General features: G+C 38.6%; 39 protein-coding genes and 1 pseudogene. 35 read left to right on the top strand and 5 right to left on the bottom strand.

The genetic code is table 11. The features are described from left to right. Positions 1-160 precede the first annotated feature (160 nt). From NSQ12_RS13605 to NSQ12_RS13595, 3 genes and pseudogenes are all read right to left on the bottom strand, one after another. On the bottom strand, positions 161-277 hold the full coding sequence (locus NSQ12_RS13605; RefSeq protein ID WP_003229898.1) for a hypothetical protein: 117 nt from the start codon (positions 275-277) through the stop codon (positions 161-163). Continuing rightward, positions 277-669: pseudogene (locus tag NSQ12_RS13600) on the bottom strand (sigma-70 family RNA polymerase sigma factor); the annotation flags it as partial. The pseudogene NSQ12_RS13600 and the gene NSQ12_RS13605, both read right to left, overlap by 1 nt. A 5-nt stretch (positions 670-674) precedes the next feature. Next, positions 675-1,193 carry an ImmA/IrrE family metallo-endopeptidase gene (locus tag NSQ12_RS13595; RefSeq protein ID WP_015714342.1) on the bottom strand — a complete coding sequence of 173 codons (519 nt, stop codon included), beginning with the start codon at positions 1,191-1,193 and terminating at the stop codon, positions 675-677. Positions 1,194-1,461: 268 nt separating this feature from the next. Between NSQ12_RS13595 and NSQ12_RS13590 the strand changes: the two genes are divergently transcribed. Together NSQ12_RS13590 and NSQ12_RS13585 are read left to right on the top strand one after the other, a co-directional pair. Next, entirely contained in the window at positions 1,462-1,998 is a 537-nt protein-coding gene (locus NSQ12_RS13590; protein WP_004399117.1) for an AAA family ATPase, read from the top strand. Between the two features lie 355 nt (positions 1,999-2,353). Then, positions 2,354-2,521: a hypothetical protein gene (locus NSQ12_RS13585; RefSeq protein ID WP_003229900.1), complete on the top strand. Its 168-nt coding sequence runs from the start codon at positions 2,354-2,356 to the stop codon at positions 2,519-2,521. A 266-nt stretch (positions 2,522-2,787) separates the two neighbouring features. Here the strand turns inward: NSQ12_RS13585 and sknR are convergent, their stop codons facing one another. Continuing rightward, positions 2,788-3,138 carry a transcriptional regulator SknR gene (gene sknR / locus NSQ12_RS13580; protein ID WP_004398704.1) on the bottom strand — a complete coding sequence of 117 codons (351 nt, stop codon included), beginning with the start codon at positions 3,136-3,138 and terminating at the stop codon, positions 2,788-2,790. 177 nt (positions 3,139-3,315) lie between these two features. Between sknR and NSQ12_RS13575 the strand changes: the two genes are divergently transcribed. From NSQ12_RS13575 to NSQ12_RS13425, 31 genes are all read left to right on the top strand, one after another. Next, positions 3,316-3,546 carry a helix-turn-helix transcriptional regulator gene (locus NSQ12_RS13575; RefSeq protein WP_004398958.1) on the top strand — a complete coding sequence of 77 codons (231 nt, stop codon included), beginning with the start codon at positions 3,316-3,318 and terminating at the stop codon, positions 3,544-3,546. 29 nt (positions 3,547-3,575) lie between these two features. Then, on the top strand, positions 3,576-3,716 hold the full coding sequence (locus NSQ12_RS13570; protein WP_003229902.1) for a hypothetical protein: 141 nt from the start codon (positions 3,576-3,578) through the stop codon (positions 3,714-3,716). A gap of 73 nt (positions 3,717-3,789) precedes the next feature. After that, positions 3,790-4,359 carry a helix-turn-helix transcriptional regulator gene (locus NSQ12_RS13565; protein WP_015714341.1) on the top strand — a complete coding sequence of 190 codons (570 nt, stop codon included), beginning with the start codon at positions 3,790-3,792 and terminating at the stop codon, positions 4,357-4,359. Then, on the top strand, positions 4,356-4,613 hold the full coding sequence (locus NSQ12_RS13560) for a YqaH family protein (protein ID WP_015714340.1): 258 nt from the start codon (positions 4,356-4,358) through the stop codon (positions 4,611-4,613). The genes NSQ12_RS13565 and NSQ12_RS13560 overlap by 4 nt, the downstream gene beginning before the upstream one ends. Beyond that, positions 4,610-4,783, top strand: coding sequence for a hypothetical protein (locus NSQ12_RS13555; protein ID WP_120028409.1), 174 nt, complete (start codon positions 4,610-4,612; stop codon positions 4,781-4,783). The genes NSQ12_RS13560 and NSQ12_RS13555 overlap by 4 nt, the downstream gene beginning before the upstream one ends. Continuing rightward, the gene (locus NSQ12_RS13550; RefSeq protein WP_003229905.1) at positions 4,743-4,937 is read left to right on the top strand and encodes a hypothetical protein; all 195 of its coding nucleotides are present in this window, start codon (positions 4,743-4,745) and stop codon (positions 4,935-4,937) included. Before NSQ12_RS13555 ends, NSQ12_RS13550 begins: the two co-directional genes overlap by 41 nt. An 88-nt stretch (positions 4,938-5,025) precedes the next feature. Next, on the top strand, positions 5,026-5,997 hold the full coding sequence (locus NSQ12_RS13545) for a YqaJ viral recombinase family protein (RefSeq protein WP_072175921.1): 972 nt from the start codon (positions 5,026-5,028) through the stop codon (positions 5,995-5,997). Between the two features lie 2 nt (positions 5,998-5,999). Then, positions 6,000-6,854, top strand: a complete 855-nt coding sequence (locus tag NSQ12_RS13540) for a recombinase RecT (RefSeq protein WP_015714338.1) — start codon at positions 6,000-6,002, stop codon at positions 6,852-6,854. Between the two features lie 76 nt (positions 6,855-6,930). Further along, positions 6,931-7,608, top strand: a complete 678-nt coding sequence (locus NSQ12_RS13535) for a DnaD domain protein (RefSeq protein ID WP_116758330.1) — start codon at positions 6,931-6,933, stop codon at positions 7,606-7,608. Beyond that, the gene (locus tag NSQ12_RS13530) at positions 7,490-8,431 is read left to right on the top strand and encodes an ATP-binding protein (RefSeq protein WP_074794427.1); all 942 of its coding nucleotides are present in this window, start codon (positions 7,490-7,492) and stop codon (positions 8,429-8,431) included. The genes NSQ12_RS13535 and NSQ12_RS13530 overlap by 119 nt, the downstream gene beginning before the upstream one ends. Continuing rightward, positions 8,422-8,571, top strand: coding sequence for a hypothetical protein (locus NSQ12_RS13525; protein WP_074794430.1), 150 nt, complete (start codon positions 8,422-8,424; stop codon positions 8,569-8,571). The genes NSQ12_RS13530 and NSQ12_RS13525 overlap by 10 nt, the downstream gene beginning before the upstream one ends. A 95-nt stretch (positions 8,572-8,666) precedes the next feature. Next, the gene (locus NSQ12_RS13520) at positions 8,667-9,095 is read left to right on the top strand and encodes a RusA family crossover junction endodeoxyribonuclease (RefSeq protein WP_032722181.1); all 429 of its coding nucleotides are present in this window, start codon (positions 8,667-8,669) and stop codon (positions 9,093-9,095) included. An 81-nt stretch (positions 9,096-9,176) separates the two neighbouring features. After that, on the top strand, positions 9,177-9,383 hold the full coding sequence (locus tag NSQ12_RS13515; protein ID WP_032722180.1) for an XtrA/YqaO family protein: 207 nt from the start codon (positions 9,177-9,179) through the stop codon (positions 9,381-9,383). Positions 9,384-9,449: 66 nt separating this feature from the next. Beyond that, entirely contained in the window at positions 9,450-10,103 is a 654-nt protein-coding gene (locus NSQ12_RS13510; protein WP_032722179.1) for a hypothetical protein, read from the top strand. 90 nt (positions 10,104-10,193) lie between these two features. Next, positions 10,194-10,649, top strand: coding sequence for a hypothetical protein (locus tag NSQ12_RS13505; protein WP_032722177.1), 456 nt, complete (start codon positions 10,194-10,196; stop codon positions 10,647-10,649). 144 nt (positions 10,650-10,793) lie between these two features. After that, a complete protein-coding gene (locus NSQ12_RS13500) occupies positions 10,794-10,982 on the top strand; it encodes a hypothetical protein (protein WP_032722176.1) in 189 nt (62 codons plus the stop codon). Positions 10,983-11,505: 523 nt separating this feature from the next. Further along, positions 11,506-12,225: a phage terminase small subunit gene (gene terS, locus NSQ12_RS13495; RefSeq protein ID WP_032722175.1), complete on the top strand. Its 720-nt coding sequence runs from the start codon at positions 11,506-11,508 to the stop codon at positions 12,223-12,225. Continuing rightward, the gene (locus NSQ12_RS13490; protein ID WP_015714325.1) at positions 12,218-13,513 is read left to right on the top strand and encodes a PBSX family phage terminase large subunit; all 1,296 of its coding nucleotides are present in this window, start codon (positions 12,218-12,220) and stop codon (positions 13,511-13,513) included. The genes terS and NSQ12_RS13490 overlap by 8 nt, the downstream gene beginning before the upstream one ends. A 3-nt stretch (positions 13,514-13,516) precedes the next feature. After that, positions 13,517-15,049, top strand: coding sequence for a phage portal protein (locus NSQ12_RS13485; protein ID WP_015714324.1), 1,533 nt, complete (start codon positions 13,517-13,519; stop codon positions 15,047-15,049). Further along, positions 15,046-15,963, top strand: coding sequence for a phage minor head protein (locus tag NSQ12_RS13480; RefSeq protein WP_015714323.1), 918 nt, complete (start codon positions 15,046-15,048; stop codon positions 15,961-15,963). The genes NSQ12_RS13485 and NSQ12_RS13480 overlap by 4 nt, the downstream gene beginning before the upstream one ends. Before the next feature lie 42 nt (positions 15,964-16,005). Then, entirely contained in the window at positions 16,006-16,572 is a 567-nt protein-coding gene (locus tag NSQ12_RS13475; protein ID WP_015714322.1) for a hypothetical protein, read from the top strand. A 5-nt stretch (positions 16,573-16,577) separates the two neighbouring features. After that, the gene (locus NSQ12_RS13470) at positions 16,578-17,552 is read left to right on the top strand and encodes an XkdF-like putative serine protease domain-containing protein (RefSeq protein ID WP_015714321.1); all 975 of its coding nucleotides are present in this window, start codon (positions 16,578-16,580) and stop codon (positions 17,550-17,552) included. An 18-nt stretch (positions 17,553-17,570) separates the two neighbouring features. Then, positions 17,571-18,506: a phage major capsid protein gene (locus NSQ12_RS13465; protein ID WP_015714320.1), complete on the top strand. Its 936-nt coding sequence runs from the start codon at positions 17,571-17,573 to the stop codon at positions 18,504-18,506. Between the two features lie 10 nt (positions 18,507-18,516). Next, positions 18,517-18,828: a YqbF domain-containing protein gene (locus NSQ12_RS13460; protein ID WP_015714319.1), complete on the top strand. Its 312-nt coding sequence runs from the start codon at positions 18,517-18,519 to the stop codon at positions 18,826-18,828. A gap of 4 nt (positions 18,829-18,832) precedes the next feature. Continuing rightward, the gene (locus tag NSQ12_RS13455) at positions 18,833-19,228 is read left to right on the top strand and encodes a DUF3199 family protein (protein WP_015714318.1); all 396 of its coding nucleotides are present in this window, start codon (positions 18,833-18,835) and stop codon (positions 19,226-19,228) included. Next, a complete protein-coding gene (locus tag NSQ12_RS13450; protein ID WP_015714317.1) occupies positions 19,225-19,587 on the top strand; it encodes a YqbH/XkdH family protein in 363 nt (120 codons plus the stop codon). The genes NSQ12_RS13455 and NSQ12_RS13450 overlap by 4 nt, the downstream gene beginning before the upstream one ends. Then, on the top strand, positions 19,584-20,087 hold the full coding sequence (locus tag NSQ12_RS13445) for an HK97 gp10 family phage protein (RefSeq protein ID WP_015714316.1): 504 nt from the start codon (positions 19,584-19,586) through the stop codon (positions 20,085-20,087). Before NSQ12_RS13450 ends, NSQ12_RS13445 begins: the two co-directional genes overlap by 4 nt. A 12-nt stretch (positions 20,088-20,099) precedes the next feature. After that, positions 20,100-20,537 (top strand): DUF6838 family protein, encoded by a 438-nt coding sequence (locus NSQ12_RS13440; RefSeq protein WP_015714315.1) that lies wholly within the window; start codon positions 20,100-20,102, stop codon positions 20,535-20,537. Continuing rightward, positions 20,534-20,725, top strand: a complete 192-nt coding sequence (locus tag NSQ12_RS13435) for a hypothetical protein (protein WP_032679171.1) — start codon at positions 20,534-20,536, stop codon at positions 20,723-20,725. The genes NSQ12_RS13440 and NSQ12_RS13435 overlap by 4 nt, the downstream gene beginning before the upstream one ends. Further along, on the top strand, positions 20,726-22,126 hold the full coding sequence (locus NSQ12_RS13430; protein ID WP_015714313.1) for a phage tail sheath family protein: 1,401 nt from the start codon (positions 20,726-20,728) through the stop codon (positions 22,124-22,126). 2 nt (positions 22,127-22,128) lie between these two features. Continuing rightward, positions 22,129-22,572, top strand: a complete 444-nt coding sequence (locus tag NSQ12_RS13425) for a phage tail tube protein (RefSeq protein ID WP_015714312.1) — start codon at positions 22,129-22,131, stop codon at positions 22,570-22,572. A 371-nt stretch (positions 22,573-22,943) separates the two neighbouring features. Here the strand turns inward: NSQ12_RS13425 and bsrH are convergent, their stop codons facing one another. Further along, the gene (bsrH, locus tag NSQ12_RS13420; RefSeq protein WP_074794433.1) at positions 22,944-23,033 is read right to left on the bottom strand and encodes a type I toxin-antitoxin system toxin BsrH; all 90 of its coding nucleotides are present in this window, start codon (positions 23,031-23,033) and stop codon (positions 22,944-22,946) included. 807 nt (positions 23,034-23,840) lie between these two features. On the opposite strand from bsrH, the gene NSQ12_RS13415 reads away from it, so the two are divergent. Further along, on the top strand, positions 23,841-24,290 hold the full coding sequence (locus NSQ12_RS13415) for a phage portal protein (RefSeq protein WP_003229933.1): 450 nt from the start codon (positions 23,841-23,843) through the stop codon (positions 24,288-24,290). 41 nt (positions 24,291-24,331) lie between these two features. Beyond that, entirely contained in the window at positions 24,332-24,469 is a 138-nt protein-coding gene (locus NSQ12_RS13410; protein ID WP_003229934.1) for a hypothetical protein, read from the top strand.

Raw genomic sequence — 24,469 nt, 5'->3', positions numbered from 1 at the left:
TGTGATAGTCATATATGTAAGGGTATCGAGAGCATTGATGAGGCCTCTATAAAGAAAGCAGAGACTAGGAATGTACTGAAGTATACCGATCTAAGGATTTTCTCAGGAGAGCTTTTAGAACGTCCGGCTTTGAATGCCTGAGGGAGGATTATAAGTCAAGTTATTTGTTACGATCCTGCCTGTCTTTCTCGGAGAGCTTATCAGCGATGAAAAAAATGATTTTCATAACTCTTTCAAATAGAGAAAGCCGGAGTATGAGATCCGGCTTCTTCTGCATTATTTCCCCTTCGCCTTCTTCCGCTTTTCCTTCTCTGCCCGATAAAACTCATGAAACATCTTCATCAGCGCCCGTTTTTCAATCCGCGATACATAGCTGCGTGAGATACCGAGTTCTTTGGCAATCTCTCTCTGCGTTTTTTCCTTCTTCAAATCAAGTCCAAACCGCCCGACAATCACTTCTTTCTCACGGTCATCTAAAATGTCAATGTATTGTTTTACTTTTTCAAGCTCCATATTGAGCTGGATCGTATCTATCACGTCTTCGTTTTCTGATTTCAAAACGTCAATCAGGCTTATTTCATTCCCTTCCTTATCCTGCCCGATCGGATCGTGAAGGGAGACGTCTTTTTTTGTTTTTTTCAATGCGCGCAAATGCATGAGGATTTCATTATTAATTACAAAAGGGGGGTGCACAGATTTCCCGTAACTGTTTGATTAAATAAAGGTTGAGTCAGCTTCCTGTAATAAATGCTCAAACGTTTCTTCGCAAACGAAGGGGATACCTTAAATAACCAAGCTATATTTTCAATTGCATGTGATTGTATGTACGAAAGATTAATATTACGCAACATGAAAGTTGGAATGCAAAAGTGATATGTAAAATAATTGGACTGCCACTCTAAATAATCTGTCCAAGTTGCAGGCATTGTTTTTTTATCGCCTTCATGTCTATATATATGGCAAAATTCATGAGCGAAATCATACCATTGTTCAGTTCGGCTTTTTCGGCTGTCCAAGCATATATTATAAATCCCGCTGTGTTTAAGTGCGAAGCTTGTAACAGGTTTAAACGAAAGCCTGATATCTAAAGCCTCGGCAATCCGTTCAAAATTAATTTGTTCTGGTTCTGTAATATCAATCTTCTTGTATAAGTTTTCAATCCAATCCTCTAAATGACTGTTTGTATACCTCAAGATGAAAAACCTCCTTAAAGACGACAATCTAAAAATTGGATTCGTTTAAATATTATATGGAAATCAAGACTTTTTTCATAGGAAAATGCGTCTAAGGAGATGGAATATGAATCCGTTTAATCATGACTGTTTTCGTAAGTATTATGATTTTAACACGCATCTGGATTTCCCTCGAAAAGTAAAGGTCTTTTAGGGATTTATGTCAAAATAATAGTAAGTACGTTATGCAACAAACAGGGAGTTTGGTTGCTTAATAAGGAGGGGAAGTATGAAAAAAAATATTCACATATTGGGAGCCTCTGGTGTCGGAACTTCAACATTGGGTGCTGCATTATCAAAGCGTTTGCCTCATACGCATCTTGATACTGATAATTACTATTGGTTAGACAAATTCACTAAAAAAAGAGAAATTCCTGAAAGAAGAAAGTTGCTTGAAAAAGACTTAACAATCAATGAAAAATGGATTCTTTCTGGTGCAGTGTGTGGCTGGGGCGATAATCTAAAAAGTTATTTTGACCTTGTCGTCTTCTTATGGATTCCACAAGATATACGGCTTGAGAGACTAAGGCACAGGGAATTTCAGCGTTATGGAAACGAAGTGTTAGCCGGTGGCAGTAAATATGAACAATCAAAAACATTTTTAGAGTGGGCTTCTTTATATGATAATGCTGGAATGGAAGTTAGAAGTAGAGCTTTGCATGAACATTGGATGGCAGATTTATCTTGTCCAGTGTTAAAGATTGAAGACGACTGCTCAGTCAATGAAAGAGTTGACCGTGTCTTGGATTATCTGAGTTCTAATTAAACTAACGGATAGCAATAGCTGCATCAGAAAATAAATCCAAAAATCAAAGACAGTTCCAGTATGGCATTTAATGAGCTGTTTTTTTAATACCGCTATCAATTTGCCTACTATTTTTGGTAGCATCCCCACAACAGAGAAGAGATTGTTCTTCATAAGGAAGTTTTTGGATCAGTTGCAGGAAATGGAACCTCAACGATTAGATACATCCTAAAACCTGTCCAGCTAGTGCTTATGTTGGTTACCATTGAGTGAAAAGCACTTGCCGATCCTTTTTTGTTGGTGTAATCATTAGTGAATTATTACAATTGCAAATGATAGGGGCAAGGGAATAAATGGACTTCAAAGGAGTTTAATCATGAAAAATAATGATAAGAAGAAAGAGGTTCAAAGAAAATACAGAGAAGAGATTAAAAAAAAGAAACAAAAGAATGAAGATAATAAAAATTTTATTAAAGAAACAATTATTGTTGTTACGATAATTGTATTGTTTATTTTTTTCACATACACTTTGCAAGGTTTTTAACAAGAAGCCCTCTTTTCCCATTTCGATACTCTGCAATTTCCCTCACAATAAACGCTCAATTTTTTTACATGAGAATATAAAAGAAACATAAATGAAAATATAAATGAGAAAAACAACAAAAACCCTTGTCACGTAAGGGTTTGTAAAGGATTCAAAATCACTTTTTAAATGAGGGTATGAATGAAATATAAATGAGAATCTAAATCTTATTAGTAAACAGAATTAAACATAATAAACAGAAATAAATAATAATAAACTAACTGCGTTTATTTATCTGATTTCCGTCTTTCTTTTAATTGCTCCGTTATAATCTCCAAAGCAGCCTGTAAGATCTCATCTGTTACCTCACCGTCTTTTGCTGCAAGGAATGTTTCAGGATCGTTTAACACTTTTTTTGCTTCATCCTGAAATACTTTTTCATTGCTTTCTCCTTTAAGAAGATAATCCAAAGAAACATCAAGTATGTTTGAAATATTAATTAAGGTTTTATAGTCAGGCTCACGACTACCTAGTTCATAGGCGGTGTAGGCAGGCCGAGTAATTCCAAGTTTATCAGCCATATTTTGTTGGGTTAGTTTCTTTTGTTTTCTGCACTTTTTCAAGTTCTCGGAGAACATATTAATCACCTGACTTTTGTTTTTATTCTATATCTCATTGTAACGTAACAAAGGGTTACATATAAGTTTTGGTAACAAAACGATACTTTTTTTTATGAAAATGTGTTGACAATGTAACGAATCGATACTATTATCTAAGTAACGAAACGTTACATTTTCTGATTAAGGGGGTGAAAAATGATGAGAAAATGGCTTAAGAAAAACCGCTTAGAAAAAGGGTTTACTCAAGAAGAAGTTGCCAAAGCTGCACAGATTGGTAGAGCATACTACACCATGATAGAAAATGGTACTAGGAAGCCTAGTGTTATTGTCTCAAAAAAAATAGGAGAGAAATTAGGCTTTGACTGGACTATTTTTTTTGAGGATGTATGTAACGAAACGAAACATAATTCTAAGGATTCAGCATGATTAGAATTCACAAAGGAGGCCTTTTAATTATGAAAGTCATCTTGAAAAAAGGACCACTGTTTGAACAGGCAGAGGCCAAAGCCTACAAATACCTCAGTGGCATACTTGTTCAGCGTATGAATGAACACCAAGAGAAGCTTGCGCAAAAAAATAAAAAGGAATCAGCCTAAGTCATTTATAAACAGCATGGTCTTTCAACTTCAATTTTAAAACTAAAAACCTAATATAACAGGAGGCAAACATATGGAGAACAACCCATACAACATGCGGAATTTACCGCAGATTATGCGTAGTGCCCGTAAGGCTGCAGGTCTTTCCCAATACCAAATCGGAAAGTTAATCGGAGGTAAGGATCAAAGGTATGTTTCAGATGTTGAAAATGGACTTGCCAAGCTTACTCCAGAGTTATGTATCAAGTGGTTTGAGAAGTGCGATGCCTATGAACATATTGATCTTGTTCATTACTTATTTAAACTTCATCCCACAGCCGCTGCTCCTATTGATCCGGCACTCAATGAATGTGCAAGTAATGCGGTGATTAATATGGTTCACCAATTGGAGGAAGCATTACAAGCAACCAAACATTTAGCCCGTTGGCTTACTGATAATAGACCAGGTAAAACTGAAGAGCTGCCGATGGCTGATATTAAGCAGATTTTTGATTTGATTGCGGCTAACAAAACATTGATTTATTCACTTGTTCGTACTCACGGGTTGAAAATGCAGGAGCTTGCAGATAGGTGGACGCGGAAAGCTCTAGTTGATCAAGTTGCTATGGCAAAACAAGAAGGAAGGCAGGCGGTTTCAGTATGAATACTAATCATTTCTTGAAGTCAGATGTTCCTATCGCAAAAAGAAAAATCGAATCAGCAGAAGAGCTATCAATCATGCTGTCAGAGGCTTTACGTGATGGTGATTATGAAGAAGCGATTAGTCTCGCTGGAAGCATCAAGGTTCTTACTGAGGATATTAGCCGGCTTGCAAACAAAGGACGTCTTTATGAAACGGCATTGAAAATGCAACAGCAAGGTATCAACTTAACTGTAGTGAGCAGGTGTATAGGATGATGGTTCATTTTGTTCATAAACCGGCAACTGCTCTGGAAGTTCGTAAATGGTGTGCGATGATTCGTAACAATAGTGAATTCCATCTGTTATGGGATAGACGTGCAGACAAATTCAGAGAGGAGAATAAGAATGGTCGAAAATCCAATGGTCATAAACAACTGGCACGATAAGCTGACTGAAACGGATGTGCAAATAGATTTTTACGGTGATGAAGTAACACCAGTTGATGATTATGTAATTGATGGCGGCGAAATCATTCTGAGAGAGAACTTGGAAAGATATTTAAGGGAGCAACTTGGTTTTGAATTTAAAAATGCGCAATAAAAAAGCCCACTCGGCAAAGTGGACTTCTTTAAAGGCTATCTAAAAAACTCATGTGCAAATATTTTATCAGATAGCCTCAATAAAAACAATGGGGGTTAGGGTTATGACAAGAAGAGCTGAGGTTCTTGCTAAGACTTCTGAAATGAGCCGTGATGAATGGCTTATTGAAAGAAGAAAAGGGATTGGCGGCTCAGATGCATCCATTATCTTGGGGTTAAACAAGTGGAAGACACCTTTTGAATTATGGTTAGACAAAACAGGACAGGTCCCTGTTAGTGAATCGCAAAGTGAAGCTGCTTACTTTGGATCATTGCTTGAAGACATTGTTGCAAAAGAATTTGAGATTCGTAGTGGCAAGAAGGTTAGACGTAAAAAAGCAATACTTAGACATCCAGAACATGATTTCATTTTGGCTAATGTAGACCGAATGATCGTTGGTGAAAAAGCGATCCTTGAATGTAAAACAACCTCTGCTTACAACTTAAAAGAATGGGAGGACGAAGAAATCCCCGAGAGCTATATCGTTCAGGTCCAGCATTACCTGGGTGTACTTGGACCTGAATATCAGAAGGCTTACTTTGCTGTGCTGATTGGCGGAAACAAGTTTGTTTGGAAAGAGATTGAGAGAGACGACGAGTTAATTGACATGATCTTTGAAGCAGAGATTGAGTTCTGGAATGAAAAGGTCTTAGGTGGACAAGCTCCTGCTTTAGATGGGTCAAGTGCTGCGGAGGAATACCTCAAAAAGCGATATGCCGAAACGGAAAATAACAAAGCTATTGATTTAACTGCGACTAATCGAGAACGTATTCAACAATATTTGCATCTTAAAGAACAGCTCTCAGAGCTTCAAAGTCAGGCAAAAGAATTAGAAAACCAGATCAAACATGAAATGAAGGATGCAGAGTATGGGTTTATCGGCAACTATCAAGCTTATTGGAAGCCTGTTGTCTCAAATCGAGTTGACACGAAAAAGCTGAAAGAGCAGTTTCCGGATATTTACGAGGAGGTCAAAAAGGAAACTCATTTCAGACGTTTTAGAATCAAGGAGGTTAGCTGATTATGGCTACTAATCAATCAATTAAAAACAACATCCAAAAGAAACAAAAAAGCGCACCTGTGCAACAGCAAGGAGCAACCATGAAGGGTTTACTTTCCTCCCCATCCGTTATTAAGCGATTTGAGGAAGTATTAGGGAAGAGGGCTACACAGTTTACTGCCTCTATCTTAAGCCTATATAACAGCGAGCAGATGCTGCAGAAAACAGATCCTATGAGTGTCATATCCTCAGCAATGGTGGCAGCTACACTCGATCTGCCTATAGATAAAAACTTAGGATATGCCTGGATTGTTCCTTATGGAGGTAAGGCTCAATTCCAGCTTGGGTACAAAGGATATATCCAGCTTGCCTTACGAACAGGCCAATATAAGTCCATCAATTGCATACCGATTCATGAAGGAGAATTGCAGAAGTGGAATCCATTGACTGAGGAGATCGAGATTGATTTTGAAAAACGAGAATCAGACGCGGTAAGTGGTTATGCAGCTTATTTTGAGTTGATAAATGGCTTCCGAAAAACAGTGTACTGGACAAAGGCACAAGTAGAGAAACACAAAAAGAAATTCAGCAAATCTGATTTTGGATGGAAAAATGATTGGGATGCGATGGCTCTTAAGACTGTATTAAAAGCAGTTTTGAGCAAGTGGGGGATTCTCTCTGTGGAAATGCAAAAAGCAGTTATTGAGGAAGATAAAACAAGAGAACGGATTGACATTACCAATGAAGCGGATAGCTCAGAAATTATCGATTCCGAGCCTTCAAACAAAGACGAACCGGAAAAAACAAGCGAACAAGAAGCTGATCCTTTTGACGGTAAGCCTGTAGACATAAAAGAAGATGAACTTCCGTTCGATTGAGGCCGGCACCTGTGACATAACTGCACTCTGTGAAAGGAAGTAGGTGAGTGACTTGGACATAAAAGCAATGGGGTATGTGGTCATACCCCGACTACCATTCAAAGAGTTTAGGGATGAAAAAATTTATGATCACTTGTTCAAAAGAGCTGAATACAGGCCAAATCAAGAGCTAGAGCTTGGGCAGACCATTATCAAAATTGTGGAACTTGCAAAAGATTTTAACTGGTCAGCTGCACAGATCAAATACTCACTAGACCGAATGGAGAAACAGGGATATATCAAATTGCACCGTCTTCCACAAAAAAGAGGGTTCATCGTCACCATACTTCATTATGCGGACTACATACAGCTAGGAAATTACATGAAGAAAAAAGCTTTGGAACCAGCTGAGATTGAACATCAGGAGGTCGATGACAAAATGAAAAATGCCTTTGAGCTATATGAAAACAAAGTTGCTCGGTCAGTCGGTCCTATAGAGGCACAGCGAATTGGATACATGGTCGACGATTATGGTGAAGAAAAAGTGATGGAGGCTATCAAGACAGCGTTTCAGCTAAAGGGGAAATCAGCAAGTTTGTCATATGTTCAAGCCATCTTATCAAATCCATTCACTCAAAAGAGAAAGGAGAAACAATATGGCTATAAACAAAGCAGTCAGTATAGACACCGCATTTCAAACGATCATGCAGGAACTTCGGGAAAAGTCAGCCCGCTTTTTGGGAACAAAACAGGCCGCATCCGTAGAAAAGGCTGAATTTAATTGTCCTTATTGTAATGATCGTGGAATTGTCGTTTATCGGGTCCATAAAGATACTCCTTGGCATTTAGATGAACAGTTAGATCTTATGGTTCCAGACGAAATGGTACTCGAAGATGATTTTCTTTTGGGGAAGGTTTGCACGCCGGACAAAGCTAGTGAATGGAAAGATACTTATTCAAAACAGTGTGAATGTGTGAGACGAAAGAAAATAGCCAGACTCATGTCAGCTAGTGGCATTACAGAAGAGTTTGAAAAGCTTCTCTTTGGTAACTTCATCACGGACGGTAAGCCAGACATGATCAAGGACGCCTATGAATGTGCAGTGGAATACTATAAAGATTTTCAAAAAATCAAAGGAGAACGGCAAAACAGTATCGCATTACTTGGACAGCCAGGTAGCGGTAAAACTCATTTGCTCACGGCGATAATGAATAATCTGATCAAGAAAAAATCAGTACACTGCATGTATTTCCCTTATGTAGAGGGCATGGGTGATTTGAAAGCTGACTTTGACAATTTAGAAGCAAAACTGGATGCCATGAGAAAGGTCGAAGTTCTATTCCTTGATGACTTATTTAAACCAATAAACGGTCAACCAAGGGCAACCGACTGGCAGGTTGAACAAATCCAGTCAGTCCTAAATTATCGTTATTTGAATCATAAGCCTTTGCTGATTTCTTCGGAGTTAACAATTGATGAGATTTTGGATATAGACGAGGCTCTTGGTTCACGTATTCACCAGATGTGTCGTGATTACATAGTGATTATTAAAGGCGATCGAATGCAATTAAATCATAGGTTAGGTGATTGGGAATGAAGGAGAAAATGAATGTAAAAGCAACTGGTGGACTTTATATATTTGGACCTTCAAATCCAACTGAAGGTAAAGATCTTACACCAACAATCCGTTTACTTAAGGAAAAAATAAAGCAAATGGAGCGGATGCTGAGTGCTTAAAGCAGTCGTGTCTCTGCTGACAATTTTACTCTCCGCATCGAGAATAGAAAAAGAAATTCAGCTATGGGAACAGCTTGACGGGAGGTAAAGAACAGTTGGATTGCATTAAGTTCACTGTTTATGGTGAGCCAGTCGCACAAGGACGGCCGCGTGGATCAATACGAAATGGGAAGGTGCATATGCGTGATCCAGCGAAATCAAAGCACTTTAAGCAGTATGTGGCATTGGTTGCATCTCAGCATCGCCCAGAAACAATTATTACTGGTCCAGTTGCAATGGATGTCAAAGTGTATAGACCAATGCCAAAATCAGTTTCAAACTCATCAAAGAAGAAAGAAAAAGCTGAAAAAGGTCTTCTGAGGCCGACCACAAAGCCCGACGTTGATAACTATGTAAAGGGTGTGAAAGATGCTTTGAATCATCTGATATACAAAGATGATAGTCAGGTTGTGGATCTGAAAGTCAGCAAGTTTTATAGCGATGAGCCGAGGGTGGAGATCAAGATAAAAGAGGTTTCTGCGTAAAAATAAAAAACACTGAAGCGCTTAGCCTCAGTGTTCTTGATATGAACTGGTACTTCTATCATAACATAGGGGGCGCTTCAAGTGTACAATCCAAGAGAAATAAACATCAAAAAAGACTTCACTATTCAGCAGAAGATTGACCCAGGGAAAGTTAAGATCATTGTTTTAGACGGGAATCAAGGTACTGCCCATGTCTTAGATGCTCCTGAGCACGGTAAAACAGTGATCCAAACTGTGAAGGGGAGCTTTGCGCGGGTTGATCATGAGATAGGGTTTAAGGTGGTATAAACTTTGTTTTAAGAAGCACTTAAAATTGGTTTGTAGTAAAATAAACTAAAACGCTGGAGGATAGTAATGTTTTTAAAGGGATCAGGTGCTGTTTTCTATTTAAGAGTTTTGTCACCTTTAAATGAATTTATAGAATATCTGGATGATGTTGAAGATAGGTTTGAAATAGCAAAAAAACGATATGAAAATGAAGCAAAAGAATTAAGCCCAGAAATTGAAGAAGATTATTGGGATTATTATATTGATGAATACCATGACTTCAATATCACATATCCTTCAATTTTGAGAAGTAGTGTATTTACAAGTATATATAGCTTTTTAGAGTACCACCTTATAAGTAGATGTTTAGATAAAGCAATTTTAGAAAAAGTTAAGTATGATAGAGGGATTTTTAAAGCCAAAAGTTATTTTAAATTAAGATATAAAAGTAATGAGAAATTTAAAGAGTCAGAAATATTCTCGAACAATGTTTGGAATAAAATAGTTGATTATTCTAAGATTAGAAATTGTTATATTCACAATTCAGGAATAATAACAATGATACCAGATGAAACAAAGCAAAAAGAATTAATTCAAATTATTAGAAAAACCAATTATATTGAAATTGATGACCGTGACAGAATACATATACTAAATAGGGAATTTTGCAAAGAATTTCACGAAGTTGTTTACAAATTTATTTACGATTTGAATGATTTATTATTAAATTTAAAAGATTAGTCCAAGACGGAAAGCCTGCGGACACTGAACTTACAGCATTTACGTTGTTTGTTTGGTGTCCGTTTTTTATTTGAAAAGGAGGACACAATCATGAATCAAAAAGAAATTGAAAATCTAATCAATAGCTATCACTGGATGGTGAAAGAGGTTCATCGATTGCAAAGAGTACTCTATGGTTCCGTAATTCCAATGAAGAATTGGGGTATTGCACAATATGGATTAGAAGCTGCTATGCCAAAAGGAAGTCCTGGGAAGAGTCAGGCTGAGCTGAGGCAAATGGATATGAGAGAGGAACGTCTTTTCAAACGTCTTAAGTATTATGAAGAGCGAGTATATGCAGTTGAGCTAGGTGCCGAAAAGATCAAAGGGGAGCAGCATAAAGTCATTTATGACTGCATGATGGAGGGAATGAGCTACCGTGCTATTAGTCTTCATCTTGGCTTTTCACGGGAAACTGTACGCAAAATGAAAGACGTGTTGATCAGCCAATTATGCCAAGATTGTCACTTTGAGCGTTTGTTGAATCTGAAAAAATCTGTGGTGTAAAATGGGAGGCAGGTCGGCGCGGCAGAAATTTTATTGAGCCACCTAAACTATATAGTACACAGGATAATAAATCATTCGACAAATTTTGCGAACCATTCCATTTAAAGACCTCTTGCCCGATAATAAAGCAAGAGGTGAAAGATTATGAAATTTGAGGTTGTTTTTTGGTTTGATAATGAAAATGTAAGAACAGCTAAAGTAATTGCCGAATCTGAAAAAGCACTTATAAAAGAATTGCAAGAATGTGAACATTGGTATGAGTTTGAAGATGGTAAGCGTATTGCGAATGTAAACATGCGACTTGTAACGCAATTTGATGTGAAAAAAAGATAAAACTAATTAAAAAAGAGTATCCCTCGGGATGCTCTTTTAATTTGCGATGTAACCATGTCCTTTATCTTAGAAGAGATTATTTGCGACTAACAGCCTCTGAGTAATGGCTTAGCTTAGAGAGGATATGATTAATGAAACCTAGAACTTATTATAAACGTATCAATATTAGCAGTACCGATGAAGGCAGCTAATTAAGCAGGTTACTTAAATTAATATTTATAGAAAAGAGGTAATAAAGTGGATTGGTCTTGGTGGGTCGCGATAATTATTGCATTGGCAGTTGTATTTGGTTTTTTTGATAATAAACATAAAAAAAAGAAAGGAAAAAAATAAATTATCTTATTAGGCTATTAGATGATCAAGATTATCGAAAAATAGAACTGTAATAGGTTCTTTAAGTGCGAGAAAAAGTACCATATGCGCTCTCCTACATGGGGGAGCTTTTATTTTTTTGCTGGTTATATTTATTCCAGCACATTGATTTCAAAACAACTCAATTCAAAGGAGGCGGCGGTGGATGTAGATGATTGAAAAGCACATACAGGCGTATAAAGATTACGTTAAAGGTATGAAATACAAGGATCTTGCCGAGAAGTACGGAGTGTCAGTGAACACCATTAAATCGTGGAAACAGCGGCATGGTTGGCAAAGAAAAAAGGGTGCACCCTCCAAGAAAAGTGTGCACACAAAAAAAGTAGGTGCACCACTCGGTAACAAAAATGCTTTAGGGAATAAGGGTGGTGCACCAAATGGAAATCAAAACGCTGTGATACATGGATTCTTCTCAAAGTTCCTGCCAAAAGAAACACTAACCATCATGGAAGAGATTCAGGAGCGCTCACCTGTCGATATGATATGGGACCAAATACAGATCCAATATGCCGCGATTATTAGAGCGCAAAAGATCATGTTCGTTTCTGATAAGGAAGAAATGATTAAAGAATTGAAAAAGAAAAAGTCTGTCCTATCTGAGACAAACGAAGTTGAAGAGGAAGAGTATGAATTCCAATTTTCTTGGGATCGTCATGCAACGTTCTTAAATGCTCAATCTCGGGCAATGGCGGAGCTCAGGAATCTAATTAAACAGTTTGATGAATTAGCTCATGCAGAAGACGAACGACGCCTTAAATTGGAGCATATGTGTTTAAATATCAACAAGAAAAAATTAGAGATTGAAGAACTTACAGAAGAAGATAAACCTTTTGAAATCACCATTGTGAACAAAGGTGATGACAGTGATTAAACAAGTAAATCCACATTTTAAAGAATTTCTCTTTGACTGGAATCAAAAGTTTCAGTTTCTTGTTGGTGGTTATGGATCATCCAAAAGTTATCATGTTGCTTTGAAGATTATTCTGAAATTGCTTAAAGAAAAACGGACTGCTCTTGTTATCAGAGAAGTGTACGACACACATAGGGACTCCACATTTTCTCTTTTTGATGAACTTGTAAGTGATCTGAAATTAGATCATATCGTTAGGTGTGTATCTTCTCCTATGCAGATTCGATTTTCAAATGGCAGTCGCATCATCTTTAAAGGGATGGATAAGCCAGCCAAACTGAAATCAATCAATAATATTTCGCTTATTTGGATTGAGGAATGTTCAGAAGTGAAGTATGAGGGATTCAAGGAGCTGTTAGGACGTCTTCGTCACCCGACATTGCCGCTTCACATGATACTTTCAACAAATCCAGTTGGAGAAGATAATTGGACTTTTAAACATTTCTTTAAAGATGATCGAGAGAAACGATTTGTACTGGATGATAAGGAGCTTTATGAAAAGCGGATAATCGTTAGCAACGACACCTATTATCATCACTCAACGGCGGATGATAATCTTTTTCTGCCAGAAAGCTATGTCCAGCAACTTGAAGAATTGAAGGAATATGACCCTGACCTTTACCGAATTGCGCGGAAAGGTCATTTTGGCGTGAATGGAATTCGGGTACTACCGCAGTTTGAAGAATGGCCTCATGAAGAGGTTTTGAAGGCTATTGCTGATATTAACCGCCCTCTTAAACGAGTTGGCATGGACTTTGGTTTTGTTGAGTCGTATAACGCCGTCGTTAGGGTTGCTGTTGATCCTGAAAAGAAATACCTCTATATCTACTGGGAGTATTACAAAAATGGATTGACTGACGATAAGACAGCCGAAGAACTCAAGGAATTTGTAGAGACTAAAGAGTTAATCAAATCGGATTCAGCAGAGCCCAAAACAATACGTTTCTTTCAGCAACACGGTTTCAATATGGTGGGTGCCCGTAAGTACCAAGGATCACGTCTCCAATACACAAAGAAGATCAAACGGTTCAAGAAGATCATTTGCTCTGACAGTTGCGAGAACACGATTTATGAACTTAAACCGCTCACTTATGCTACTGATAAGCTGGGGAACATCATAGAAGATGAGTTCACCATAGACCCGCATACACTGTCAGCTATTTGGTACGCTCTCGATGATTATGAGGTAACCGATTTGAAAGAAGAATCTAAAGGTAGACCGCAAAGATCAAGACCAGGAAGGAGGTAAAGCATGTCAAAACAATCTGTTAAAGCACGAGTGATCAAAGCTTCTCCACCTACTGAATCAACGAAACAAATTTATGAAGATGAATTTGCGGACAGCTATGACAGCAATATTTTGCCGCCTCCGTATAACCTTAAAGAATTAAAGATGATTGCTGAGTATTCAACGATATTGCAGCAATGTGTTGATGCCTACAGGACAAATATTGTGGGTTTTGGTTTTGATTTTGAGTATTCGTTTGATGTCAATTCTCCAGATGTGACAAATGAAGAAAAAACAGAAGCTGAAAGTGAATGGACTAAGCTTGAAGAGTTCGTTAAATATCTTCACTTTGATGAGTCAGCAGAGACTTTACTCGGCTTTGTTATTGAAGACCGAGAAAAGACAGGAAATGGCTTTATCGAAGTGATTCGAAACGGTGAAAATAAGCCAGCTGGTATTGAATATATGGACGTTCAAAATGTTCGGGTTTGCAAACTGTCTGAACCAATCGAAGTTGATTTTACATACTTCGAACAAGGACAAATGAAATCAATCAAAAGAGAAAAACGATTTCGTAAGTATGTTCAGATGATTGACGGCCGTATGGTTTACTTTAAAGAGTATGGGGACCCACGCACTTTAAATCTGGAGTCAGGTCAATATGATGAGCAGACTCCATTCGAGAAACAAGCTAATGAAGTAGTTCATTTCAAGATAGGAAGCGGTACTTATGGTAAGCCCAGATGGATTGGCCATATTGTTAATTTGTATGGTGCTCGTAAAGCTGAAGAGCTGAACTTCATGTACTTCAAGCAAGGTAGACATATTCCCGCAGCCATTACAATTGAAAATGGTATGTTGTCAGAGGACTCATATACACAATTGCAGGATTATATGAATGGTCTTGAAGGAGTGGAGAACGCACATAAGTTTCTTTTACTTGAAGCGGAAGGCATAGCGAAGGGGAAAAACATTCATGGTGATGAAGAGATTGCTCCAGTAAAAGTTGATATTAAATCACTTGCTGAAATCCTTCAAGAAGATGCTTTGTTTCTTGAATATGACCAAAAGAGCCGAGATAAAATTAGATCGGCTTTTCGTTTGCCTCCACTTTATACTGGTGAAGCTCAAGATTACAACAGAGCGACTGCAGATACAGCAAGAAAGATTACTGAGGAACAGGTCTTTCAGCCTGAACGAAAGTTGATCACAGGTAAACTGAATGCTTTATTTCTAAATGATCTTGAAATTCATAAGGTTCGTCTTATGTTGAAAGGGCCAGACTTTAGAGATCCTTTAGAAATTGCTAAGGTTCTAACACCGTTTATAACAGCAGGTGCAGTTTCTCCGAATGATCTACGTGATTTGGCTGGCCGAGTACTCGGTAAGACACTTGAAGAATGGCCAGAAGAAGAATACAACAGGCCGCTTGGTAAAACTAACGAGTCGTCCGCTTCCGATTCTTTGGCTGCGCTGTTTAAATCTAAGAACGGTACTCCTGATATGATCGGGTTATTAAAAGATATGCGGGATGTTCTGGAGGATTTGAAGAGATGAACAAAGCGGATAAGCTATTGGACAGTTTGAACGCATTTATTCAAAAAGCCAAGGAAAATCAGTATAAACAATTGGGGGAGATGGTACCTGACTTTCCTGGCAAATCTAATATACCCAAGTATGTGGAGGAATATGAAAAAGGCATCGCTAGATTACTCAGGCGCCAGCGTAAGAAGTTTTTAGATGGTGTGAATGGTTTTATAGGCAAAGACTCAAAAGAGACGCTAGAAGCCCTTCTAGTGTTTTTTACGCAGAACCTATTTGCCGAGGACGACTTTGAGGAAGAATTTCAGGAACTTACCGAAGGATTCCTGCAACAGACTATTGAAGAGCTGGCTGAAGTAATCATGGATTCTATAGATCCAGAAGTGCCTTTTAAAGTCTTATCTACCCGTACAGTTAATTGGATTAAGGATTGGTCAAAGAAGTTGGCTGGGATCATGAAGCTGAATACTCATGAAGCAGTGGAAAACGTACTGACTGATGCTATCGAGAAGGGATTATCTATACAGGACATTGAATTGACTCTCAAAGACATGCTGCAATTTGATAGGGACCGGGCACGTACTACGGCCATCACTGAAGTGCTTGCTGCTTCCTCTGCCGCGCAGCATGAATCATATGCACAATCGCCAGCAGTAAAGAAAAAGAAGTGGCGGCACAGCGGAGGGAAGAAGAACAATCTTCGTGAAAATCACATCGATCTTGACGGCACAGTCATTGGAGTGGATGAAGAATTTCATATACCAGGTAGCGGAGAGACCTGCATGTTTCCACGAGATCCTAAACTATCGGCAGGGGAACGGGTAAATTGCCATTGTGTTCTATCGCCTGTGGTAGATAACGAGATTTTGGGATTGTCAGCAGATGAAAAAGAAGAGATTCGAAGAGAAGCCTTAGCAAACATGGAATAAAATTGTATAATTTCCTCATTACTTTAAGAAATGAGGGAAGTCATGAGCTGGCTAGAGTTTTTTTCTACGATTTTTAATTCTTGGCCTATTGCAATTGTGATTATCGTAATTCTTTTGAGAAAGACACTTATGTCTAAACTGGGTAAATTATTGAGTTTAACCTATAAAGATATAAATATTAATTTCCAAGAAGAATTAGAAAAGGTCAGTAAATCACTGGGTGAATCTGAAAGTGACTCTGATTCTGAAGATGAGAATGTACTAGAAAAAGCACGTGAAGAAGTGGAATTTATTACTGATATAGCAGAGCTTTCTCCGTCGGCGGGTATTATAGCTTCCTGGGTCAGTTTCGAGACGACAATAGACGGATTAATAGAGTCAAAGGGTGTAATACCTGAGGGGTTAAGCTGGTCTGAGAAAAAAAGAGCTTTAGAAAAATTATATAAAATCGATTTAAACATTTACAATTCAATAAATCATTTAAGGAAATTCATGTTGGATGTTAATCATTACTCAAAAAAGGCAGATGATTCATTAAGTTTGATAGAAGCTATAGATTACTATGAACTAATTTTAAAAACATCTAAGAAAATTATTGAAAGGAGGTGAACAATATGCCAAGAGAATTGGTAAACGCAAAAATCACACACGTTTCCTACGTAGACAAGGCTGCTAATCAAAAGCAGTTCTTTTTTATGAAATCAGAAAAACAGCCAGACTTTCAAAAGGAAGTCGAGGTCCTTACGAAAGAAGCGGACGAGCAAAAACTTGTGTACGGTATTGTATATGAACCAGACACAGTGGACGCTCACGGAGATTTCATGACAGCGGCAGAAATCGAAAAAGCCGCTCATGGATTCCTGAAAGATGCCCGAGAAATTGACAAGCAGCATGATTTTCAAGGCGGCGTTGGTGAAGTGGTGGAATCCTATGTCGCGCCTGCAGACTTTGAAATGAATGGGGAAACCATCAAAAAAGGATCATGGGTCCTTGTGACGAAGGCTTCCGAGGAAGTATGGGAGCAAATCAAAAAAGGTGAAATTACCGGTTATTCAATGGCAGGGACTGCTGAGACAATTGAAAAACAAGAAGAAAAGCCCGTTTCTCAAGATAAAACAGATGAGAAAGGGCTTTTTAATTTGCTCAAAAACTTTTTTGTTGGAAAACAACAGCAATCTTATGAAGAGCCAGTTACAAAGGCGGGCAGAAAGTTTTCCGCTTCAAACCTACAAGAAATTAAAAATGCTCATACTGCTCTGGGAAATTTACTGAGCCAAGTGGAAACAGAAGAGGGGGAAGAAGAAATGACTTCGGAGGAAGTAACGAAATCCATTCAAGAAGCATTAGAGCCAATTAAGAAACGGCTCGAGACATTAGAAAAAGAGGAAGAGCTTAAAAAGAAAGATAAAGAAAAAATAGAAGAAGATGCTGAAAAGGAGGGCGAGAAGTTGAAAAAAGCAATTTCAGAAGCTGTTCAACCACTCGCTGATCGTATTGAAGCAATTGAAAAAAGCCGGGGAACATCTAAGCAAACTGAAGAATCGGGTTCTGAACAAGTTCAAAAATCAATCTGGTCAGGGTTGTTTTAATGGATAAGGAGGATACGAATGAGGAATCAAGAGGTTATTAATAAAGCAGAAATGACGCTTTCTACTTTAGAGAGCGGTGGGATTATGAATCCTACTCAAGCTTCAACTTTTATTCGAATGGTACAAGATACGCCAACTATTTTAAGAGATGCGCGAGTTATTCAAATGGATCATGATACGCAAAAAATCGAGAAGATCGGTTTTGGTCAGCGTATTTTAAGGGCAGCCCAAGAGGGAGTTGCGCTAATTAAAGATCAAAAGTCAGTTCCATCAACTAGTACAGTTAACTTAAGCACAAAAGAAGTAATTGCTGAAGTTAACATCACTTATGACACACTTGAAAACAACATCGAAAAAGATGGTCTTCAAAATACAATTATGCAAATGATAGCAGAACGTGCTGCAGTTGATATTGAAGAATTGCTTGTAAATGGTGATACATCTTCGTCCGACTCATATCTTGCACAATTAGATGGCATCAGAAAACAAGCTACATCTCATATTGTCGATGCTGCAGGTGAGGAACTGACACGCCAAACGTTCAAGCGAGGATACAAAGCTGTACCTCCTAAATATTTGCGAATTCCGCAGGAGTTCCGTTTCTATACATCGCCTGGTATTGAGGTTGAATGGAAAGATCGTGTAGCGGATCGTCAAACGAACTTAGGGGATGCAGCTGTTCAAGGTGGTCTTTCTTCTGCGTTTGGTGTTCCGGTCAAAGGTATTGCGAACTTACAACCTTATACGATTGGAGAAGGAGATACAGCCACAGATGTTTCTGATATCATCCTTACTCATCCGAAGAATATTATTCTCGGATTCTCTCGTAACATTCGGATTGAAGTAGATAAGGACATCCGTCGCCGTATGTTTATCATCGTTTTGACAGCGAAATTGGATAGTGTTTTTGAAGAAGAAGACGCAGTAGCCAAGATTGTGAAAGTGAAGGAGTAGGTGGTCTGGCGTGTATACTGCAAAGCTTATTAAAGGCAAAACATACAATGTGATGGGAGTTACCTTTCGATCAGGTGTCAGTCAAACAGTATCGAAAAAACTCTATGAGTATTTAAATGAAAATCCATATTTTGTGCTAGATAAAGATCTTAAGAATCAAAAGGATGATCCGATAAATTATACTGAATCGGAATTGAAAGGTATGAATAAAGCAGAGCATGAATCCATTATTTCTAATCTTGGTGGCAATCCGTCTGACTTCAAAAACGCAGATGAAAGAATTGCCTACATCCTTAACGAAATAGATAACAAAGGGGAGTGACCTTATGCTGTTAATCACTCCCGATGAATTAAAGAGTTATTCAGTTTTTGAGTCTGTAAAGACCAGGCCTGACGAGTTGTTAAAACAGGATATACTTGAGGCAACTGCCGATATCATTCTTAAAGTTGGACATGATTTTACAGATGCAGAGTATATTCCTTTGCCTGAAACGGTTCGACTGGCCCTATTAAAGTTGTCTCAGTTTTATGCTCTTATAAATGGCGACGAGTCAATTATTAAAGGATATACAACTGAAAAAATTGGTGACTATTCATATACTCTGGGGGATGGCAGTTCTCTTCAAAAACCTGATGTGTATGCATTAATAAAAGATTATGTGAAACCGGCTGACCCTGATTTAGAAGGGATTGAAGCGAAAGTGCGGATGAGATCAATATGAGTTATCAATCCTTATTGACTCACAGATGTGACATTTACCATCTACAGGAGAAAAAAGAAAATAGACAGCAAAAATTCGGGGTGCCGGTTGAAGATGTTCAACCGGCTTTTTCGTACCCTGATGAGCCGGACATAGAAAATCAGCCGTGTTATTTTACAGAAAAGAGTCAGTCCATTATCCAACAAGAACCGAATGTAGCTATTTATCAATCATTCCTTGTGCATTTCCCTGCTACTGCTGATATTCGAGTAAATGACAGGGCGGTTTGGGATGGTACTGCTTATAAATTACAGAAGCCCCGCAAAGTCAGGAATCATCATTGGGAAGTTACGGCAGTACGGGAGGTTGAATATTTGTGAAGATCAAAGGTCTTGATCAGTTCATTCAGTCATTAAACCGTGCTTCTCGTGGAGAATTGAAAGGGAAATACGAGGAGTGGCTTGAAGCTATGGGTTTTGAGTTCCTAGACATTATTCAAGATGAAATTATCAGGACGAAGACGGTAGACACACGCCGCTTGCTTAATTCCTTTCAGAAAGGTGACCAGGGTAATATCTTTTCAATGACAAAAGGCAGCTTAAAGTTGGATGTTGGAACAAATCTGGAATACGCCTCATACGTCAATGATGGTCACTTTACTATCGATCCGTCTAAAAATCAGGATAGACGGTGGGTTCCAGGGCGGTGGAAAGGCGACCGTTTTGAGTATGACCCTGCTGAAAGAAATTCCGGAATGATGCTAAGGTTCCAGTGGATCGACGGTTCTGGTTTTTGGGATAACGCCATGGCTATTTTTCAGTTGATGTTTGAGAGAAGCCTTGAGCGGAAGCTGCAACAATGGATCGATGAAGAATTTTAAGGCGGTGCTGCCATGAATCAAGAAGTAGGTTCAATTATGGGCTATCTATACAAACTGTATCCTGTTCAAGTGTATGAAGAAGGAATACCGCAGGACTTTGCTGTTCCGTCTCTTTACTTTCCACCGGCTTCAACGGTCGATGGGGCGGACACAGTATCTACGTTTCAGAAAGCCTATGTTTTAAACGTAAAACTCTTTCACGAAAACGCACAGAAGGCTCATAATGAAGCAGAAAGGATTGCGGATACACTTAGAAGCAGAAGGGGCATAATTCCGCTTATACAAGAATCTGGCGAGGATACGGGGGATTTTATTCGCCTATCTCGAATAGAAACGCGGGTATCAGATGATTACGCCACCATTGTCTTAAACTGGACGAGCCGCTATTGGTATGAGCAGGAAGAACAGCGTTCAATTGATGGTTTTAAATTTAAAAGTGGGGTGAAATGATGGCCACTAAAAAAGAGAAAGCAGAAAATGCTTTTTATATTAAGGATTTGCGAGAGCACAGTCGAGAGCTCTTTGGGGTAAGACCCGAGGTGTTTGACGGTGCTCTTTTTCATGTTCATAAAACAAGTATTACAAAATCGGAAGCGAAGAAGTTGATTACTCAGTTTCTTCAAAAGGAGGTCAAATAGATGAACGGCGGAACATTCACACCCGGCAAGGAAAAAGAGCGTGCCGGTATTTACTTTAACTTTAAAACGACCGCGGAGAACCGTGTTTCTGCCGGAGAACGTGGAACAGTTGCGCTACCGATAGCATCCAGCTGGGGTGAGGTTAAGAAATTCATTTCTATCTCTTCAATCGAGGACTTGAATAAAAAAGTGGGGTTGAACATTGATGATCCTTCGCTGTTGCTTTTACGTGAGGCAATGAAAAAGGCAAGTACAGTCTTGCTTTATCGTCTGACGGAAGGTCTTCGTGCCTCAGCAGACATTAGCGAAGGTGTAAAAGCTACTGCTCTTTATGGCGGCACAAAGGGGAATGACATCATTATCAGTATTACAGAAAACGTTATTGACTCTTCGAAAGTTGATGTCACTACCTACCTTGATCAGTCAGAAGTGGATAAACAAACAGTGTCTAAAGCTGAAGAGCTTAAACAAAATAACTATGTCACGTTTACGGGGAAAGGGGATTTAACAGTCACTATTCCGTTAACCGGTACGGCCCCTGAAGACGTCAGCGGTGCTCTTCCGGCAACTTCCGGAATCCGCTTGTCAGGTGGAACAGACAAAACACCGACCAATGCTGATTATACAGCTTTCTTGGAAGCGGCTGAAACGGAATACTTTGACACAATTGCACTGCCTGTAGAGGATAACGAGCAATTAAAAGCAACGTTTGTTGCGTTTATCAAACGGCTGAGAGACAACCAAGGGCAAAAGGTTCAAGGTGTACTTTCAAATTACAAGGGAGACCATGAGGGTATTATCAATGTAACTGGTGGCGTCCTACTTCAAGACGGAACGGAGATCACTCCTGAAAAAGCTACTGCTTGGGTTGCAGGCGCAAGTGCGGGGGCTACATTTAATCAATCACTTACATTTGTAGAATACGAGGGAGCTGTAGATGTCCTTAACCGAATTGACAACGATGAAATCGTTGAACGATTGTCAAATGGCGAATTCTTGTTTACTTATGATTCTCGTGATAAATCAGTATCGGTTGAAAAGGACATTAATTCACTCACAAGCCTAACAGCAGAGAAAAATAAGATGTTCCAGAAAAACAAAATTGTCCGTGTACTTGATGCAATCAATAATGACCTGACATCTCAATTGAAAGCATTGATCAAGTCTCGCAAAGCAAGCGGCAGTGACGTTCCTGCTACAAATGACGGACTACAGTTTGTAAAAACGCTGATTACTCAATACTTGAGTGTTCTTCAAGATAATGGGGGCATTACTGATTTTGATTCAGAGAATGACATTACAATTGCTCTGAATAATGATCGTGACGGCTTCCTGATTGATCTAGCAGTTCAACCGGTGGATGCAGCTGAAAAGTTCTACTTTAATGTTGAGGTGAAATAGGAATGGCATTAAAAGCGCAAAACACCATTTCAGGTAAAGAGGGCAGGTTGTTTCTTGATGGAGAAGAAATGGCCCATATCAAAACGTTTGAAGCCAATGTAGAGAAAAACAAATCCGAGGTCAATATCATGGGTCGTCGGATGACGGGGCACAAAACGACCGGAGCAAATGGAACGGGAACAGCCACTTTTTATAAAGTGACTTCTCAATTTGTTCTTATTATGATGGACTATGTGAAAAAGGGAAGCGATCCTTATTTCACCTTACAAGCTGTTCTGGATGATGCTTCTTCAGGACGTGGTACTGAACGAGTCACCTTGTACGATGTAAACTTTGATTCTGCGAAAATCGCTGGGCTTGATGTTGATTCTGAAGCATTGGAAGAAGAAGTGCCGTTTACCTTTGAGGATTTTGATGTTCCTGAAAAGCTTAAGGAAACTTTTTAAGAATCAACTGTAATGCATTTCAATTCTTCTTGAAAAATTTTAGACGGAACTCGTAGAATCTAGGGAAAGCTAATGGAATCTAAGAAAATCTAGTACATTACCACTTGATAACGCTGTGGTAAAGTGGTTAAAATAGTAGTATAAATACTATTGATACTATTGGCAAAGGTATTCACGAATATCAATGTAATGCATTTCTTTTTCTTGGATTTCTGTGTATTTCTTTCATGAGAAATGCATAAAATAAAAAAGACCCGGTTGCCGCCGGGTCGGTATAAATGTTGGCCCATCAAGAGGGCTGGCTTAACAACTTCATGAAAGTATTTAGGATAGACTTTACCCTTTAACTTTGCCGAGCTCAAGGGGTGGGTCTATTTTTTCTTTATATAAGTCAACAGGGCAATTATAAATGACCCGAAAGCAAGCATAAGCATTAATGCTTGAAATGTTGACAAGTGCATCACCCCCTTTCATGAGGGAGTGAGCCAGACCGCCCTTGAGATGTTGAAAGCCAATATTCATTTATACTAAACCATATTGTACCATAACACTTTCGAAATCCTAGGAGTTTTTCATAAAAGAAATAGGGTGAAGACTTCTAAAGATAAGGCCATTTTGAGATCTGAGATAAAAAAAGTAACGAATAAAAGATACAAATAATTATATAATCAATATATATTCATGTTATAATGGTACCAAGCAAAAGTATTGCAACTACTGGTGTAAGCTTATAGTTGGTACCAATTACAACAATACAACTTGTTAACGTGTATTTCTTTCATGAGAAATGCATAAAATATAAAAGCCAGGGTGCTGCAACACTCTAGCTCTTATAAACGAAGCTACCTTTTCCTTTTAAAGCGTCTATTCGGGCGAATATTCCGTTTATATCTTTTATTCGGACTAATCACCCGTCGCGTCTGTTGACACAAACATACTTTAGACACTGCAATGTCTTTTGATTCGTTTGTGTCTTTCTTTCTAAAATATCTGTCTGCAACAACCTTTAACGCTATCGGTGCCAAAACTTGCAGAAACTGGACAGTGGTCATTGTTTTTCACCTCCTCTCAGGAGGTGTTTACATGAATTCATTATCTACCACCCTCCTTTATAGATAGGAAAAGGTAGTTTCAAGAATCTATTATACATGAATATTATGGTAAGCACATCCCCTAAATAAATTGATCATTTCAATTTGTTTGCACAGGAGAATGTGCTTTTTTTATTGCGAAAAACTTTAAATCGAATTTTGAAGGAGTTAATAAACATGAGTGAAAAACAAAACGAAAAAGTATACGATCTTTCATTCTTTATGCCAGGACAAACAATTGAAGCGGAAGAGGTAGAAGTTCCGATTTCTAAACGGTTTGTAGACAAAGAAGGCAATGTTGTTCCATTCATTTTCAAAGCAATTACGACTGAACGAATTGACGAACTTGAGAAAGAGAACACCACTTACAAAAATGTAAAAGGCCGCGGCCGTGTGAAGGAGTTGGACAGCCAACGCTTTTATGCTCGTATTGCGGTTGAAACGACTGTTTATCCGAACTTTAAAGCTAAGGAACTACGTGAGGCTTACAAAACAGAAGATCCAGTGGAAGTCGCCAAACGTGTTCTTTCAGTCGGCGGTGAATATGCAAATTGGCTGAACAAAGCAATTGAAATCAACGGTTTTGATGATGATCTCGAAGACCTTGAAGAAGCAGCAAAAAACTAGTAAAAGACGGGGACAAAGAGGCTGTATACCTTTACTATGCTATGCATGAGCTCAAATACGCCCCGTCAGAATTAAGAGAACTATATGAGGCTCCGAAAGCATTCAAGGCGCTCTTATATGGATTAATCGGTTTTAAGCTTGAGCTGTTAGAAAAAGAAGCGAAGAAGGGAGGTAATTAA

Origin of the sequence: Bacillus sp. PS95 (assembly GCF_037963565.1) — a bacterium.
Taxonomy (GTDB): domain Bacteria; phylum Bacillota; class Bacilli; order Bacillales; family Bacillaceae; genus Bacillus; species Bacillus subtilis.
This window is presented reverse-complemented; position numbering and strand designations above follow the sequence as displayed.

Coding starts and splice junctions, on each gene's coding strand:
- NSQ12_RS13605 (WP_003229898.1), bottom strand. CDS start 277: ATGCAGAAGAAGCCGGATCTCATACTCCGGCTTTCTCTATTTGAAAGA.
- NSQ12_RS13590 (WP_004399117.1), top strand. CDS start 1,462: ATGAAAAAAAATATTCACATATTGGGAGCCTCTGGTGTCGGAACTTCA.
- NSQ12_RS13585 (WP_003229900.1), top strand. CDS start 2,354: ATGAAAAATAATGATAAGAAGAAAGAGGTTCAAAGAAAATACAGAGAA.
- sknR (WP_004398704.1), bottom strand. CDS start 3,138: ATGTTCTCCGAGAACTTGAAAAAGTGCAGAAAACAAAAGAAACTAACC.
- NSQ12_RS13575 (WP_004398958.1), top strand. CDS start 3,316: ATGATGAGAAAATGGCTTAAGAAAAACCGCTTAGAAAAAGGGTTTACT.
- NSQ12_RS13570 (WP_003229902.1), top strand. CDS start 3,576: ATGAAAGTCATCTTGAAAAAAGGACCACTGTTTGAACAGGCAGAGGCC.
- NSQ12_RS13565 (WP_015714341.1), top strand. CDS start 3,790: ATGGAGAACAACCCATACAACATGCGGAATTTACCGCAGATTATGCGT.
- NSQ12_RS13560 (WP_015714340.1), top strand. CDS start 4,356: ATGAATACTAATCATTTCTTGAAGTCAGATGTTCCTATCGCAAAAAGA.
- NSQ12_RS13555 (WP_120028409.1), top strand. CDS start 4,610: ATGATGGTTCATTTTGTTCATAAACCGGCAACTGCTCTGGAAGTTCGT.
- NSQ12_RS13550 (WP_003229905.1), top strand. CDS start 4,743: ATGGTCGAAAATCCAATGGTCATAAACAACTGGCACGATAAGCTGACT.
- NSQ12_RS13545 (WP_072175921.1), top strand. CDS start 5,026: ATGGGGGTTAGGGTTATGACAAGAAGAGCTGAGGTTCTTGCTAAGACT.
- NSQ12_RS13540 (WP_015714338.1), top strand. CDS start 6,000: ATGGCTACTAATCAATCAATTAAAAACAACATCCAAAAGAAACAAAAA.
- NSQ12_RS13530 (WP_074794427.1), top strand. CDS start 7,490: ATGGCTATAAACAAAGCAGTCAGTATAGACACCGCATTTCAAACGATC.
- NSQ12_RS13510 (WP_032722179.1), top strand. CDS start 9,450: ATGTTTTTAAAGGGATCAGGTGCTGTTTTCTATTTAAGAGTTTTGTCA.
- NSQ12_RS13505 (WP_032722177.1), top strand. CDS start 10,194: ATGAATCAAAAAGAAATTGAAAATCTAATCAATAGCTATCACTGGATG.
- NSQ12_RS13500 (WP_032722176.1), top strand. CDS start 10,794: ATGAAATTTGAGGTTGTTTTTTGGTTTGATAATGAAAATGTAAGAACA.
- terS (WP_032722175.1), top strand. CDS start 11,506: ATGATTGAAAAGCACATACAGGCGTATAAAGATTACGTTAAAGGTATG.
- NSQ12_RS13485 (WP_015714324.1), top strand. CDS start 13,517: ATGTCAAAACAATCTGTTAAAGCACGAGTGATCAAAGCTTCTCCACCT.
- NSQ12_RS13480 (WP_015714323.1), top strand. CDS start 15,046: ATGAACAAAGCGGATAAGCTATTGGACAGTTTGAACGCATTTATTCAA.
- NSQ12_RS13475 (WP_015714322.1), top strand. CDS start 16,006: ATGAGCTGGCTAGAGTTTTTTTCTACGATTTTTAATTCTTGGCCTATT.
- NSQ12_RS13470 (WP_015714321.1), top strand. CDS start 16,578: ATGCCAAGAGAATTGGTAAACGCAAAAATCACACACGTTTCCTACGTA.
- NSQ12_RS13465 (WP_015714320.1), top strand. CDS start 17,571: ATGAGGAATCAAGAGGTTATTAATAAAGCAGAAATGACGCTTTCTACT.
- NSQ12_RS13455 (WP_015714318.1), top strand. CDS start 18,833: ATGCTGTTAATCACTCCCGATGAATTAAAGAGTTATTCAGTTTTTGAG.
- NSQ12_RS13450 (WP_015714317.1), top strand. CDS start 19,225: ATGAGTTATCAATCCTTATTGACTCACAGATGTGACATTTACCATCTA.
- NSQ12_RS13440 (WP_015714315.1), top strand. CDS start 20,100: ATGAATCAAGAAGTAGGTTCAATTATGGGCTATCTATACAAACTGTAT.
- NSQ12_RS13435 (WP_032679171.1), top strand. CDS start 20,534: ATGATGGCCACTAAAAAAGAGAAAGCAGAAAATGCTTTTTATATTAAG.
- NSQ12_RS13430 (WP_015714313.1), top strand. CDS start 20,726: ATGAACGGCGGAACATTCACACCCGGCAAGGAAAAAGAGCGTGCCGGT.
- NSQ12_RS13425 (WP_015714312.1), top strand. CDS start 22,129: ATGGCATTAAAAGCGCAAAACACCATTTCAGGTAAAGAGGGCAGGTTG.
- bsrH (WP_074794433.1), bottom strand. CDS start 23,033: ATGCACTTGTCAACATTTCAAGCATTAATGCTTATGCTTGCTTTCGGG.
- NSQ12_RS13415 (WP_003229933.1), top strand. CDS start 23,841: ATGAGTGAAAAACAAAACGAAAAAGTATACGATCTTTCATTCTTTATG.
- NSQ12_RS13410 (WP_003229934.1), top strand. CDS start 24,332: ATGCATGAGCTCAAATACGCCCCGTCAGAATTAAGAGAACTATATGAG.